The organism is Reyranella sp. GW821-FHT12G01 (assembly GCF_058806575.1).
Window position 1 is genome coordinate 40,126 of sequence record NZ_JBXAPV010000002.1, and the last position, 13,594, is coordinate 53,719.

The 13,594-nt window shown below is 66.3% G+C and carries 11 protein-coding genes; 4 read left to right on the top strand and 7 right to left on the bottom strand.

Going from position 1 to position 13,594, the window contains the following annotated elements; all coding sequences use genetic code 11:
• The first annotated feature begins 8 nt into the window (after positions 1-8).
• On the top strand, positions 9-1,415 hold the full coding sequence (locus AC1RP5_RS19705; RefSeq protein ID WP_493113512.1) for an amidase: 1,407 nt from the start codon (positions 9-11) through the stop codon (positions 1,413-1,415).
• Between the two features lie 12 nt (positions 1,416-1,427).
• Here AC1RP5_RS19705 and AC1RP5_RS19710 read toward each other — a convergent pair whose 3' ends face one another.
• Together AC1RP5_RS19710 and AC1RP5_RS19715 are read right to left on the bottom strand one after the other, a co-directional pair.
• Positions 1,428-1,700, bottom strand: coding sequence for a hypothetical protein (locus tag AC1RP5_RS19710; RefSeq protein ID WP_493113514.1), 273 nt, complete (start codon positions 1,698-1,700; stop codon positions 1,428-1,430).
• Positions 1,697-3,493, bottom strand: a complete 1,797-nt coding sequence (locus AC1RP5_RS19715) for a phospholipase D-like domain-containing protein (RefSeq protein ID WP_493113516.1) — start codon at positions 3,491-3,493, stop codon at positions 1,697-1,699. Before AC1RP5_RS19715 ends, AC1RP5_RS19710 begins: the two co-directional genes overlap by 4 nt.
• Before the next feature lie 67 nt (positions 3,494-3,560).
• On the opposite strand from AC1RP5_RS19715, the gene AC1RP5_RS19720 reads away from it, so the two are divergent.
• Complete coding sequence (locus tag AC1RP5_RS19720) at positions 3,561-4,592, top strand: 5-methyltetrahydropteroyltriglutamate--homocysteine methyltransferase (RefSeq protein ID WP_493113518.1); 1,032 nt, start codon at positions 3,561-3,563, stop codon at positions 4,590-4,592.
• Here the strand turns inward: AC1RP5_RS19720 and AC1RP5_RS19725 are convergent.
• From AC1RP5_RS19725 to AC1RP5_RS19745, 5 genes are all read right to left on the bottom strand, one after another.
• Positions 4,589-6,751: a hypothetical protein gene (locus AC1RP5_RS19725; RefSeq protein WP_493113520.1), complete on the bottom strand. Its 2,163-nt coding sequence runs from the start codon at positions 6,749-6,751 to the stop codon at positions 4,589-4,591. The two genes, AC1RP5_RS19720 and AC1RP5_RS19725, sit on opposite strands and share 4 nt — an antisense overlap.
• The gene (locus AC1RP5_RS19730; RefSeq protein ID WP_493113522.1) at positions 6,748-7,803 is read right to left on the bottom strand and encodes a glycosyltransferase; all 1,056 of its coding nucleotides are present in this window, start codon (positions 7,801-7,803) and stop codon (positions 6,748-6,750) included. The genes AC1RP5_RS19725 and AC1RP5_RS19730 overlap by 4 nt, the downstream gene beginning before the upstream one ends.
• A 10-nt stretch (positions 7,804-7,813) precedes the next feature.
• Positions 7,814-8,530 carry a class I SAM-dependent methyltransferase gene (locus tag AC1RP5_RS19735; protein ID WP_493113524.1) on the bottom strand — a complete coding sequence of 239 codons (717 nt, stop codon included), beginning with the start codon at positions 8,528-8,530 and terminating at the stop codon, positions 7,814-7,816.
• A gap of 111 nt (positions 8,531-8,641) precedes the next feature.
• A complete protein-coding gene (locus tag AC1RP5_RS19740) occupies positions 8,642-10,360 on the bottom strand; it encodes an N-acyl-D-amino-acid deacylase family protein (protein ID WP_493113526.1) in 1,719 nt (572 codons plus the stop codon).
• Positions 10,360-10,785, bottom strand: a complete 426-nt coding sequence (locus AC1RP5_RS19745) for a nuclear transport factor 2 family protein (protein WP_493113528.1) — start codon at positions 10,783-10,785, stop codon at positions 10,360-10,362. The genes AC1RP5_RS19740 and AC1RP5_RS19745 overlap by 1 nt, the downstream gene beginning before the upstream one ends.
• Before the next feature lie 121 nt (positions 10,786-10,906).
• On the opposite strand from AC1RP5_RS19745, the gene AC1RP5_RS19750 reads away from it, so the two are divergent.
• Together AC1RP5_RS19750 and AC1RP5_RS19755 are read left to right on the top strand one after the other, a co-directional pair.
• Positions 10,907-12,610: a GMC family oxidoreductase gene (locus AC1RP5_RS19750; RefSeq protein ID WP_493113530.1), complete on the top strand. Its 1,704-nt coding sequence runs from the start codon at positions 10,907-10,909 to the stop codon at positions 12,608-12,610.
• A gap of 9 nt (positions 12,611-12,619) precedes the next feature.
• On the top strand, positions 12,620-13,585 hold the full coding sequence (locus AC1RP5_RS19755) for a peptidyl-alpha-hydroxyglycine alpha-amidating lyase family protein (protein ID WP_493113532.1): 966 nt from the start codon (positions 12,620-12,622) through the stop codon (positions 13,583-13,585).
• Positions 13,586-13,594 lie beyond the last annotated feature (9 nt).

The window sequence follows — 13,594 nt, forward strand, 5'->3', positions numbered from 1 at the left end:
AGGGTGTCATGGAGCTTTGGCAGTACGACGCGACCGACCTGGCGCGATTGATCCGCACGGGACAGGCTTCGGCGCGGGAGGCGGTCGATTCTGTCCTCGGCCGGCTGCACAAGGTCAACCCCGCCATCAACGCCGTCGTGCGTGTTCTGGAGAGCGAAGCCCGCGCCGAGGCCGAGACGGCCGACGCCGCCCGTTCGCGCGGCCACGCCCTGCCGCCGCTGCACGGCGTGCCCATCACGACCAAGATCAACGTCGACCAGGCGGGCCTGCCGACCGACAACGGCGTCATTCCGCTAAAAGACCTGATCGCGCAGGAAGACAGCCCCGTCGTCGCCAACCTGAAGCATGCCGGCGCGATCATCGTGGGCCGCACCAATGCGCCGGCCTTCTCGATGCGCATCTTCACCGACAATGCCCTGCATGGCCGCACGCTCAACCCGCTCGACCCCAGCGTGACGCCGGGCGGCTCGAGCGGCGGCGCGGGCGCTGCGACGGCGACCGGCATCGGCGCCATCGCCCACGGCAACGACATCGGCGGCTCGGTGCGTGTCCCCGCCTATTGCAACGGCGTCGTCGGCCTGCGCACCGGCTTCGCCCGCGTGCCCTCCTTCAACCCGACCGGCGCCGCTGCAGGCCGCCCGATCGGCGCCGTCCTGATGGCGACGCAGGGCCCCCATACCCGCACGGTGCGCGATGCCCGCCTCGCCCTCGAGGTGATGGCGCGCGGCGACCGGCGCGACTGGCGCTGGAACGACGTGCCGATGCGCGGCACGCCGCCGGCGCGACCGATCAAGGTCGCGATCGTGCCCGAGGTGCCCGGCGGCAAGAGCCATTCCGCCCAGGTCGCGGCGGTGCGGCAGGCCGGCAAGCATCTCAAGGCCGCCGGCTACGTCGTCGAGGAAGTCTTGCCGCCCGACATCGAGCGTGGCGTGGAGTTGTGGCACCAGATCTGCGTGACCGACGTGCTGGGCGGCCTGTGGCCGACGATGCAGAAGATGGGCGATCCCGACGGAATCGCCGCCATGCAGGCCTGGCTCTCCGTTCACAAGCCGGTCGATATCGCGACCTACGTCGCGGCGCTCACCGAGCGCGAGGCTCTCGCCTTCCGCTGGATGACGTTCTTCCAGCAATGGCCACTGGTCATCTTCCCGACCCTCTGCGACCTGCCGCCCAAGCAGGTGGCCGACATCACGGTCGAGGGCCAGCGCGGCGTGCTGGAATCGATGCGCTCCGCCCTGATCGCCCCGCTGCTCGGCCTGCCCGGCCTCGCCGTGCCGGTCGGCAGCCACGGCAAGCTGCGCACCGGCGTCCAGATCATGTCGATGCGCAACCGTGAGGATCTCTGCCTCGACGCCGGCGAGGTGATCGAAGCGTGCGAAGGGATCGTGAAGCCGGTCGATCCCGCGGGCGCCTAGGCGCCTAAAACCTCAATTGCGCGGCGGCAACTCGATCTTGAGGTCGCGCAACTTCTGCTCGAGGACGGGAATGCCTGCCGGATTTCCGTTCTTGCATTGGTCGAGCGCCACGGCGGTCTCGACCCCGCTCTGCGTTGTCCCGCGCCCACCGCCCCGATTGACCACGAGGTCCTCGTACTTTTTGGCCAACGCGCTGCAATAGGCCGCGTCGCCGGGTGCGGCCGAAGCCGTGATCGGCAGCCACAGGGCCAGGGCGGGAATCAGCAACTTGATCCGGTTTTTCATTTGATCAGCTCCCGGAAGATGCAGTTTTCGACGCCCTCGCCTGAGACGGCGACACGGCTCGACCATTGCCAGAGCGGCTTCCAGTACGAATCGAGCAAGGTCTCGGCGGCCTTCTGATCGTCGACGATGAAGCCGAACTCCTGCAGGTTCACCGGATACATGTTGTCGGAGCCGAGATAGAAAATCCGGTCATCGACCATCCAGAGCTTGGAGTGATTGGCGATGGTCTTGCCGCCGGGCCACGAATCGTCGGGCCCGAAGCGGAACGGCGCCAGGTGGAAGCGGCTGCACAGCATGGCGTTCACCGGATCGGGTCCCTTGCGGACGGCGTAGCGCGACCGCGGATCGGCCGTGTCGATGCGCTTCTGCACGATGTCCTTGATCCGCTTCGCCACCGCCCGCAGCGGCACGTCGTTGTAGTAAGGGCTGCCGCCGTTGCCGATCGAACCGGGATTGGACAGCACGACGTAGACGTCGCCATCGCGCTCCATCAGGTCGATCATCTCGTCGAACGAGCTTTCGGGGAACAGTGTGTCGGAGCGACCGAGCCGGAAGCCGAGATCCTGCTGGGCGACGCGGATCGTCTTGCGCGCGGCGCCAAACATCAGGTCGCGCGCCAGTTCGCTCTGGTTGGCGAAGTCTTCGGTGATGCCGGAGCCCAGCCGGCCGATCCCCATGATCTCGACGCCTCCCGTGCCGGCCGGCGCACGGCGGGTCGCAAGCGCGGCCGGGCAGCGTTGGCTGGGTTCGCTCTCGCCGGGCACGTATGTCACCAGGGAGATCGACTCCTTGTAGGTGAGATTGCCGCAGACGAAGCTCCACAGCCGGTCGGCAAAGCGCGACGCGCTGGCCGCGGCGGGCCCCCTCACTTGCATCGACAGATCGTGCACGGGATTGTCGAGGAGATAGTCCTCGGTCCATAGATTGTGCCCACCAACGATGGCCTCACGGCCGTCCACGACGATGAACTTGCCGTGGTTCCACGAGAAGCTGTTGCAGGATTCCAGAACCGTGCAGCTGCGCATCGCCGAGACGCTGACGGTCACACGCGATCCCGGAATGGTGCGCGCGGTCTCGACCAGCTCGTTGAGGAATGCCGCCGCGTCGACGCCCTTGGGCGGGAACTGCCCGATCAGAACGCGGACCTCGATCTGGCGGCGGCTGAACGCCAGCTCGGCGATGGCAGCCCTTAGCGCGGCGACATACCGCCCGGTCGGCGCGGGCTGTAGCGCCACGATGTCGACGCTCTGGCGGGCGCTGGCGACCAGGTCGTGGATTCGGATGGGCAGCGCATCGGAATGGCCGAGACAGACTTTTCGCGCGGCGCTCCGCAGGCCCGGCGTGCGCGGCCAGATCGCGGTGCAAGTGCCGCCGTGGCAGTCGGCATCGGTGCTGCAGGCGGGCAGCGAGATATCGGGTTCGCAATCCTTGCAGCCCATCGCGAACCAGGTGAGGTCGTCGGCCTTGCGGCCCCAGCGATTGGGCGTCTGCACCAGCCAGTCGACGACCAGGCTGTTGCCGCGCGTCAGGTCGTAGGTGATGCCGGCGAAGGCACCCGCTGGATCACTTTTCGCGAGCTCGCGCTGGAGCTGCTGCAGCGGATCGGGTGCCGAAAGGTCGGGTGAACGGATATCGCGATCGCGTATCAGGGCCAGGATCGAAGTAGAGGGCCGCAGCAGACCGAAGGCGCGTTCGCTCTGGGCCTGACTGTCATTTACCGAACTGCTCGGCAGGTCGCCGCTGCAGGAGCCAACCGCGGCGAGTATCAGCAACAAGGCAAGGCGTCTGAACATGGACAGGGACTTAATCGGGTCCCAGACTGCCGTGCAATCAAAGCTTCGCGAGAAACGGGATTTCACAATGGGCGAAATGCTCCTGCAGACCACCGTCGTCGGCTCCTACCCCCAGCCGGACTGGCTGGTGAACCGCGAGATGCTGAGCAAGGGCGTGCCGCGCACGCGCGTGAAGGAGCTGTGGCGGGTCTCCGAGCCGTGGCTTGAGCAGGCGCAGGACGACGCCACCCTGCTTGCCATCCGCGACATGGAACGCGCCGGCATCGACATCATCACCGATGGCGAAATGCGGCGCGAAAGCTATTCGAACCGCTTCGCGACGGCGCTCGAAGGCGTCGACAACGAGAACCCGGCCGAGATCGTGAACCGGACGGGCAACCGCACGCCGGTGCCGCGGGTCGTGGGCAAGATCCGACGCACCGGGCCGGTCGAACTGCGCGACATGCAGTTCCTGCGCGCCAACACGGGGCACCTCGCCAAGATCACCCTGCCCGGCCCCTTCACCATGGGCCAGCAGGTGAAGGACGAGTTCTACAAGGACGCCGAGGCGATGTGCATGGACTATGCGCAGGCCGTGAACGAGGAAGCGCATGATCTCGTCAAGGCGGGCGCCGACGTGATCCAGCTCGACGAGCCCTGGCTGCGCAACAATCCCGAGGAAGCGCAGCGCTATGCGGTGAAGGTCATCAACCGCGCCCTGCAGGGACTGACCGTGCCCACGGTGATCCACCTTTGCTTCGGCTATGCCGCGGTCGTGACTGGCCTCAAGCCCACCGGCTATTCCTTCCTGCCGCAGCTTTCCGACACGATCGCCCAGCAGATCTCGATCGAATCGGCGCAGCCCAAGATCGACCTCGGCGTGCTGAAGGATCTGGCGCCCAAGAAGGTGATGCTGGGCGTGATCGACCTCAGCGATCCTGCAATCGAGACGCCGGAAAAGGTCGCCGACCGCATCCGCGCCGGCCTGAAGCATATAGGCCCCGACAAGCTCCTGCCCGCGCCCGATTGCGGCATGAAGTACCTGCCGCGCGCCACGGCGTTTGGAAAGCTCAAGGCGTTGAGCGACGGGGCCGCGATCGTGCGGAAGGAACTGGCCTAGGAACCGCCCTTGCAGGCAAGCGTGCCGTAGGCGCGCTTGCCGGCGATCTGCTCGACCACCATCGTCTGCGGCGGTTTCACCGACTGCATCCAGGCATCGACCAGCTTCTTGTTTGAATCGGCGTTGAAGAAGAGGCAGCCACTGCGGGCGCTGGCGACCCTGGCGATCCACGCGTCCTGTTCGGAGCGCAGCCAGATGCTGTTCTTCGGCGAGGTGATGCCCGAGACCGAACGCAGGCCCGCCAGGAAGTAGAACGTGTCGGGATGGGCGATCAGCCCGTTGATGCCGTAGGAGCCCAGCTCGACTCGCCGTCCCTGCAGGCGATCCCGCAGCAGGCCGAACAGCTCCTCCACTTCAAGGAAGTCCGGCTGATTGCGGAAGGCCGTCTGGTAGCGCGGGATCGGCGAATAGAGCGCGGCCAGGTCGGGCGTCTCGCCCCTGTGGCTGCGCAGCTCACGATAGAGGTTGGCGACCTCGACCGAGTCGCGCCACGCGCCGCCCATTCCCACGACCCTCTTCTCGACCTCGGCCGGTTCGGCAACGACGGCTTCCGCGATCAGCGCCAACGACAGAACCAGCAGGGCGTTGCGCGCCGCGCCCCGCCTGAGGCAATGCCAGACGAACACCGGCAGCATCACGACAAACAACGGCAGCAGGAAGGACGGGCCGTAGAGATGCGACGTGTCGGATCGCAGCAGCGCGAAGAGGTGCAACACCAGCGCACCGACCAGCACGCCGGCGAACTTGACGACGAAGCTTCTCGCCGCGTCGTCGCCCGCCCGTCCCCGCCGCGCGAGGAATGCCGCGAGGATGCCCACGGTCAGCAGGAAGAGCGGCACGAGCCCATAAGTGTAGAGCAGTTCCCGGAAGTCGCCGGACGCCGTGAAGCCCGACTGCAGCCGGCCATGCACGACCTTCAGGACGATCTCGAAGTCGATCCTGTCCGACCAGATCGAGTTGGAAAGGCCGGCCATCACCAGGCTCGACTTGGCATTGGCGAGCGCCGCGACCTCGAAGAAGTGCGACGGTCCCACGAATGCCGAGATGAGCGCGACGAAGAGCACGATCCCGGTGACGAGGAACAGCGCCGCGAATCGCGCCGTCGCCTTCAGCGTCATGCCGGAGGCTGGGCCGAACAGGGCGAGCGAAAAGGCGAAGACCAAGAAACCGCCGGTCAGGCTTTCCTGGCTGAGAAAGCCCCCCACGCCCCACAACACGCCCGCCGCCACAGGTGCCAACCAACCGCGCCGCGCCGACCCCGGGCCGAGCAGCAGCCAGGCAAGCCAGAGCGACAGGATCGGGATCGACAGCCAGCGCGTGAACACGGCCCAGCCCGCCAGGTCGATCGCGCCGGCCGGACTGGGCAGCAGCGCCCAGCCGATCAGGCCGGCAAGAGCCCAACCGAATCCCAGGAACTGCTGCACGACGACGAAAAAGACGACGACACAGGCGACGTTGAGGAGGACATTGGCGGCGAAGAAGCCGTGGTTGCTGAAGTGCACCAGTTCGACGAGGCCGCTCAGGAGCAGCTGGTTGCCCGGCCCATACTGGGTCTGGGCCTCCAGGTAAGGGATCGCGCCGAGCTTGATCTGCTGCAGCGAGCTCAGATGGACATGCGAGTGGATGTCGTAGGACCGGATCAGGTCGAAGTCGTTGAGGACGACGACACTGCGCAGTGCCGGCACGCCGAGCCAGAAATATGCGAGGACCGCGATGACCAGCGCGCCGAGAATCCGCAGCATCCATCTCGACCAGGGTACGGCCGTCGCGGGCCGCGCGACTGCCGGCGGCAGGCCCCGGTCGTAGGCCACCCAGAGCCAGTGAAAGGCGATGAAAGCCGGAACAGCGAGATAGGCGAAGATGAGCGCCCGCTTGTCCATGCGCCCCCAGTCGACGATCTCGTCGGTCGGAGACAGAGCACCGGAAGGCGCCAGCGCCAGATAGCAGTAGCCCACGACGGCGCCCAGCACGCCCACGGCGTAGAGCAGCGGGCCGTTGCCCTCCCCGCGCCGCCGGGCGCCCAGGTGCACGAGCGCCAGTGCGCCGAGCACCGTGACCAGGCCCGTGAGCAGAAACAGGGTTCGCGAATCGAGGATGGCGACCTCGACCAGCATCAGCACCGTGGCGCCGAGGCAGATCAGGCGTTCGCGCGCCGTCACGGCGTTTTCCTGAAGACGGACGACCGTCCCCAGATCAGCCGGTTCGAGACGACAAACCGCCAGATCACGTCGATGAAGATGCCCATGCAGGCGGCGATGAAGGTATGGCCTTTGAAGTGCTCGTAGGTGAGTTGGGCGGTGCTGACATTGGCCACGATGCCGAACGAGGCGATGACGCTGTAGAGCAGCAGGCCCTTGTAGTAGCTGGCGTTCCGCAGTCGCGTCGTCGGGTAGGTCAGGATGTTGTTGATCGTGAAGTTGAAGACCATTGCGGTGATGGTGGCCAGCGCCTGCGACAGCCAGAAGGCAGCGCCGGCCGCCAGGCAAGCATAGAGCATGGAGAAGTGCACGCTCGAGCCGATCACGCCGACGCCGACGAAGCTCACCAGCCGTGGGGGCACCAGACCGCCCGCCAGCTTGGAGATCACGTCACACAGCAGCGCCCACAGGATGTGGCGCTGCCGCACCGGCGGTACGTGTCGCGAGGGACGGACGCTCGCTTCCAGTTCCTTGATGCTGGCTCGGCGGTTGAGATGGGCCAGGTCGAAGAAGACCCTGAAGCCGTCGCCCTGCATGCGCGGGATCGACCGCAGGAACAGAGTGCGCGAGGTGGCGAAGAAGCCAGTCAGCGGATCGACGAGCTGGCGACCGAGATAGAGATTGACCAGCCGGCGGCCGATGCCCGGCGCCAAGGGCTGGGAGCCCGATGCAATGTCGCTGCCCTGCTCCAGGGCATCGAGCATGGCCGGGATCAGCGCCGGGTCGTCCCGCAGGTCGCCATCCATCACCACAACGACGTCACCATGGGCGGCCTGGACGCCCCAGTGGACCGCCGACGAGGCGCCACGATCCTGAATGCGCTGCAGGCAGCGGACATTGGGCCGGTCCTTCGCCAGCCCGCGCACCAGATCGGCCGTCCCGTCGGGCGAATTGTCGTCGACGACGATCAGTTCCCACGCCCGTTCTCCCAGCGCCTTCGCGAGCTCGTCGAGGACGAGCGCGACGTTGCCGGCCTCGTTGAAGGTCGGCACGACGATGGACAGTTCGGTCATCGCCCCACCGTCACGGCCGCGCCGTGGCGAGAAGCAGGTTGCCCGCGCCGAGATATTTCATGCCGCTCTCGATCGCCTCGATGGCGTTCGCCGTGCCAAGCCCGAACACCGCGGCGAAGGGGGCAAATCCCACCGCCGTCTTGACCGAGATGTCGCGATAGCCAGCGGCGGAGAGGTGCGCGGCAAGCAGGCCGCGCCGGTATTTGTTGATGTGCTGCTCGATGTAGCTCACCGGCGACATGGCGTTGACGCCCAGTTCGATGATCGGCCAGAGCGACCGGTAATTGGGCGTCGTCACGACAAGCACGCCCTCGGGCGACAGCAGCGCACGCGCTTCGGACAGCAGACGGATGGCGGCTTCGGGCGGCAGGTGCTCGATGAGCTCGACCATCGTGATCGTGTCGAACCGCTCCCCTGCTTCGGCGAGACTTGCCAGCGACCGGGTCGAAAACCGGTGCTGCGGGCTTCCGTAGGTCCGGCTCGCGTAGTCGACCTGCGAGGCGCTGAGGTCGAGGCCAAGCGCCTCGATCCCGGGGAGATAATTGCCGATGAAGGTACCGGGGCCGCAGCCGATATCGAGAAGCCGGCGCGGATTGCCCAGGTGGGCCGCCACGGCCCGGAACTTCAGATCGTGCCAGCAAAAGCGAACGCCGATTTTCCGCTGATAGACCTTGTCGTAGAATCCCGCCGGAATCCTGTTTTCATAGTCGTAGACGGCTTCTTCCATTGCTGTTTAAAGAGCCCCCACGGCCTTCCCTTCAGACGAACTGCAAGGCCGTTCTGCGGAGCGGCCATAGGCGTTTCTCTTGGACTGCGGCAGGTAAAGTCGCAAGGGCGCTCAGCCCACAGCCTTCCCCTTGAGGACCGTGCCGGCATAGGCGCCGGTCGCCTGCCCGTCCTGAAAGGCCAGGGCGCCGTTCACCAGGGTCGCCCGGATGCCTTCCGCCTTCTGCACCAGGCGGCGCGCGCCACCCGGCAGGTCGCGCTCGACGGTCGGCAGGTTCGGCCGGATACGGTCCTCCTCGAACAGGTTCAGGTCGGCCCTGAACCCCTCGCGGATCACACCCCGGTCGGTCATCTCCCAGGCGACGGCATTGTCGTGGGTGATCTTCTTCACCGCCTCCTCCAGCGTGAAGGCGCGGCGCTTGCGCACCCAGTAGCTGAGGAGATGCGTCTGCAACGACGAGCCCATTTCCTGCGCCACATGGGCGCCGGAGTCCGAGAAGGTCGCCAAGGTGCGATCGTGCTTCAGGATGCCCAGCACATCTTCCGGCGATTCGTTGACCAGCGGCTGGACGTAGACCTGGTTCTCGTTGGCCAACGACAGGTCGATCATGACCTCGACCGGATGCTTGCCGCGCGCCTTGGCGAGCTGGTCGACCGTGGGATCGTCCCAGTCGACGCCGTTCAGCGCATAGAGGTTCGAATAGTCGGGCTTGCGTGGATCGGTGGTCGCCGCTCCCCCGCCCTGGAAGACGTTGTCGCGCGGCTTCATCCGCTCCTCGGCCGCGACCAGCTCGCGGCGCACCTCGGGATCGGCCAGGCGCCGCTTCTGCTCCGCCATCGGCAGGTCGCGCACCTTGCGCCAGGCCGGCAGGACGTCGAACGGCAGATAGGATTTCAGCGAGAAGATCGCGTTGATCGAGCGGGTCGTGCCTTGGCCGAACATGCGGCCGCCGGCCGCCACGGTCTCGTCGATGTAGCGCGTCTGGTAGGCCCAGCCTGTCGGATCGTCGCCCTGCTTTGTGGCCAGCACGCCGAACATGATCGGGCGCTTGTAGGCCAGCGCCACTTCGCGCAGGCGCGCGAGGAAGGCGCGATGCGCCGCGCCGCTCGCAATGTCGGGGCCGACCTGGAAGATGCCGGCATCGAGTTCGGCCATCGCCGCCACGATGCGGTCGATCTCCTCCCATTCGGCGATTCGGCTGGCGACCGGCGTATTGTCCGGCGTCACGTGCGTGGAGGCGCGAGAGCTGGAGAAGCCCATGGCCCCTGCCCGCAGCGCTTCCTTCACGAGATCGGCCATGCGGACTATCTCGTCCTCGGTCGCCTTCTCTGTGAAGGCGCGCTTGCCCATGGCGTACATGCGCAGCGCCGAATGGCCGATATACATGCCGTAATTGATCGCTTTGGGCAGGCGTTCGACGGTCGCGAGATATTCCGGGAACGTCTCCCAGGTCCAGTCGATGCCAGCGGCCATCGCCTCGGTCGGGATATCTTCTACGGCAGAGAGGCAGCGCGCATAGAGGTCGCGGTCCTCGGGCTTGCAGGGCGCGAGGGCGAAGCCGCAATTGCTCATCACCACCGAGGTGACGCCGTGCCAGCACGAGCAGCTTCCGAGTGGATCCCAGGCGACCTGGGCGTCCATGTGCGTGTGGCCGTCGATGAAGCCCGGCGACACGATCAGCCCGTCGGCATCGATCGTGCGCGCGGCTGGCGCGGTGATCCGCCCGATCTCCGCGATCACGCCGTCCTTGATGCCGATATCGGCCGTGAAGCGTTTCTTGCCAGAGCCGTCGACGACCGTGCCGCCGCGGATGACTGTATCGTGGGCCATCACAGGCGATCCTTGTTCTCGACGATCTTCCAGTAAGTGTCCTTGGCGGAGATCTTGCCGCCACGGAACGTGTAGATGTCGCAGCCCTGGTAGTTCAGGTCCTCGCCGTCGGCGCCCTTGCCCTTCACCGTCCAGACCGAGATCGCCCGGTTGCCGGCGTAAATGTACTCCTTGTGGTCCCAGCGCATGTCGGGGATCACCTTGAAACGCTCGGCCAGCGTCTTGCGGATCGTCTCCTTGCCTTTGAGGGTCCGGCCGACCGGCTCGGGCCCGCGCGCCAGCCAGAAGGTGGCGTCGTCGGTGAAATGGGAAACGATGCGGTCGACGTCGCGGCTGTTGAAGGCGGCCGAGATCGCTTTCATGAGCTCCGGCGTGGCGGTGTCTGAACTATCGGCAGCGGGATTTGCGGCTGTAACGTCCGGCATACGAAACCTCCCCTTCTGACTTTTGCCGACGATTGCAGGCTTCACCGGGCCCGGCAAGCCGGCCACCACAACCGGCCTCAACCGTGCTAGCGTGGTCTCAATAAGAACGGGGAAGCGCCAAGTGTTCGACTACATCATCGTCGGCGGAGGGTCGGCAGGCTCGGTCATGGCCAATCGGCTGTCCGCCCGCAGCGCCAACAAGGTGCTGCTGTGCGAGGCCGGCCAGGACACGCCGCCGGGCCAGGAGCCCAAGGAAATCGCCGACAGCTATTCGGGCACGGCCTACTTCGATCCGCGTTTCCATTGGACCGAACTCAAGGTCCATACTCAGGTCATCAGTCACAACAACCCGCACGAGGCCCGGCCGCCACTGCGCAAGTACGAGCAGGCGCGCGTGCTGGGCGGCGGCTCCTCCATCAACGGCCAGATGGCCAACCGCGGCGCACCCACCGACTATGCCGAGTGGGAAAGCCGTGGCGCCTCGGGCTGGGGCTGGAACGACGTCCTGCCCTTTTTCAAGAAGGTCGAGCGCGATCTCGATTTCGACGGACCGCTGCACGGCAAGGACGGCCGCATTCCCGTGCGCCGCATCCCGCGCGAGAAGTGGGCCGGTCACGCCCAGGCCGTCGGCAAGGCCTTCGAGGCCAAGGGCTTCAAGTACCTGCCCGACCAGAACGGCGAGTTCGTCGACGGCTACTTCCCGGTCACCCATTCCAACGCCGAGGAACGCCGCGTTTCGGCGGCCATGGGTTATCTCGACGCCGAGACCCGCAAGCGCTCGAACCTCACGATCTCAACCGACACGCAGGTCACCTCGCTGCTGTTCGAGGGCACGCGCTGCGTCGGCGTCATGGCGCGCGTCGGCGGCAAGGAGCAGGAGTTCCGCGGCCGCGAGATCATCCTCTCCAGCGGCGCCATCCATTCGCCGGCGCACCTGATGCGCGCCGGCATCGGTCCCGTGGGCCAGCTCGCCGAGCTCGGCATTCCCGTGGTCTCCGCCCTGCCCGGCGTCGGCCAGCGGCTGATGGATCATCCCTCGATCGCGCTGTCGTCCTTCATCAAGCGCAGCGCCCGCCTGCGCGAGCATACGCGGCGTCACATCCATGTTGGCCTGCGCTATTCGTCGAACCTGCCCGGCATTCCCAAGGGCGACATGTTCGTGGCCGTGGTCAGCAAGTCGGCCTGGCATGCGGTGGGCGAGCAGATCGCTTCGCTGCTGACGTTCATCAACAAGACCTACTCCGAGACCGGCCAGGTCAAGCTCGCCTCGCGTGACTGGCGCAGCGAGCCGATCGTCGAGTTCAACCTGCTGTCCGACAAGCGCGACCTCGACCGGCTGATGAGCGGTTTCAAGATGATGGCCGCGGTGCAGATGACCGATGCCTTGCGCGCGGTGACCGACGCGCCCTTCCCGGCCGCCTACAGCGACCGGGTGCGCCAGATCGGCGTGGTCAACACCAAGAACAAGTGGCTGACCCGCCTCGTTGCCACGCTGCTCGACGGGCCGGCGGCCCTGCGGCGCTACATGATCGACAATTACGTGGTTGAGGGCTTCACCTTCGACCAGGTGCTGAACGACGACGACGCGCTCGAAGCCTTCGTGCGCAAAGCCGCGATCGGCGTCTGGCACGCCTCGTGTACCTGCCGCATGGGCCGCGACGACGATCCGATGGCCGTGGTCGATACGCAGGGCCGGGTCCGTGGCGTCCAGGGCTTGCGCGTGGTGGACGCTTCGATCTTCCCCGTGGTGCCCTGCGCCAACACCAATTTCCCGACGCTGATGTCGGCCGAGAAAATCTCGGACGCCATGCTCGCCGGTCACTGAGGAGCAGTCATGTCGGTCGTGTTGGGTACTGGCGAGTATCGCTATCGAGTGGTCGAGAACTGGGCGAAGCTGCCCGACGGCTGGGAGTTCCGCGACGTCGCCGCCGTGGCGTGCGACAGCAAGGACCGCGTCTACGTCTTCAACCGCGGCGCCCACCCGATGATGGTGTTCGACAAGGACGGCAACTTCCTGCGCTCCTGGGGCGAAGGCCTGTTCAGCCGGGCCCACGGCCTCCACATCGACAGCGACGACAATCTCTATTGCACCGACGACGGCGACCACACGGTCCGCAAGGTCAGCACCGACGGCAAGGTCCTGATGACGATCGGCGTGCCCAACCAGCCCGCGCCCTTCCTGAGCGGCAAGCCGTTCAATCGCTGCACCCACACCGCCCTCTCGCCCAAGGGGGAGATTTACGTCTCCGACGGCTACGGCAACAGCCGCGTCCACAAATACTCGCCCGACGGCAAGCACTTGATGTGCTGGGGCACCACCGGCACCGATCCGGGCGAGTTCAATATCGCGCACAATATCGCTACCGACGAGGATGGCTGGGTCTATGTCGCGGACCGCGAGAACCACCGCGTGCAGGTGTTCGACGGCAACGGCAAGTACGAGGCCCAGTGGAACAACATGCACCGGCCTTGTGCACTCTACTGCTGCGGCGGGGCGAAGAACCCGACCTTCATCATCGGCGAACTGGGCCCCGGCATGCCGGTGAACACCCATCACACCAATCTCGGCCCGCGGCTGTCGATCGTCGACAGCAAGGGCAAGACGCTCGCCCGCCTCGGCGGACAGGAAGGGCCCGGCGAACAGACCGGCCGTTTCCTCTCGCCGCACGGGCTGGCCGTCGACTCCCGCGGCGACATCTATGTCGGCGAGGTGAGCTACACCAACTGGCCGAGCACCTTCCCTGGCACTCCCGTGCCGAAGCACCTGCGCTCGTTGCAGAAACTCGAGAAAGTCGTCTGAGGAGAATGG

What these genes read in the sequence shown, in the direction of transcription:
- AC1RP5_RS19740 (WP_493113526.1), bottom strand. Translation starts at nt 10,360, where the DNA reads ATGGCCCACGATACAGTCATCCGCGGCGGCACGGTCGTCGACGGCTCT.
- AC1RP5_RS19715 (WP_493113516.1), bottom strand. Translation starts at nt 3,493, where the DNA reads ATGTTCAGACGCCTTGCCTTGTTGCTGATACTCGCCGCGGTTGGCTCC.
- AC1RP5_RS19745 (WP_493113528.1), bottom strand. Translation starts at nt 10,785, where the DNA reads ATGCCGGACGTTACAGCCGCAAATCCCGCTGCCGATAGTTCAGACACC.
- AC1RP5_RS19710 (WP_493113514.1), bottom strand. Translation starts at nt 1,700, where the DNA reads ATGAAAAACCGGATCAAGTTGCTGATTCCCGCCCTGGCCCTGTGGCTG.
- AC1RP5_RS19735 (WP_493113524.1), bottom strand. Translation starts at nt 8,530, where the DNA reads ATGGAAGAAGCCGTCTACGACTATGAAAACAGGATTCCGGCGGGATTC.
- AC1RP5_RS19720 (WP_493113518.1), top strand. Translation starts at nt 3,561, where the DNA reads ATGGGCGAAATGCTCCTGCAGACCACCGTCGTCGGCTCCTACCCCCAG.
- AC1RP5_RS19705 (WP_493113512.1), top strand. Translation starts at nt 9, where the DNA reads ATGGAGCTTTGGCAGTACGACGCGACCGACCTGGCGCGATTGATCCGC.
- AC1RP5_RS19755 (WP_493113532.1), top strand. Translation starts at nt 12,620, where the DNA reads ATGTCGGTCGTGTTGGGTACTGGCGAGTATCGCTATCGAGTGGTCGAG.
- AC1RP5_RS19730 (WP_493113522.1), bottom strand. Translation starts at nt 7,803, where the DNA reads ATGACCGAACTGTCCATCGTCGTGCCGACCTTCAACGAGGCCGGCAAC.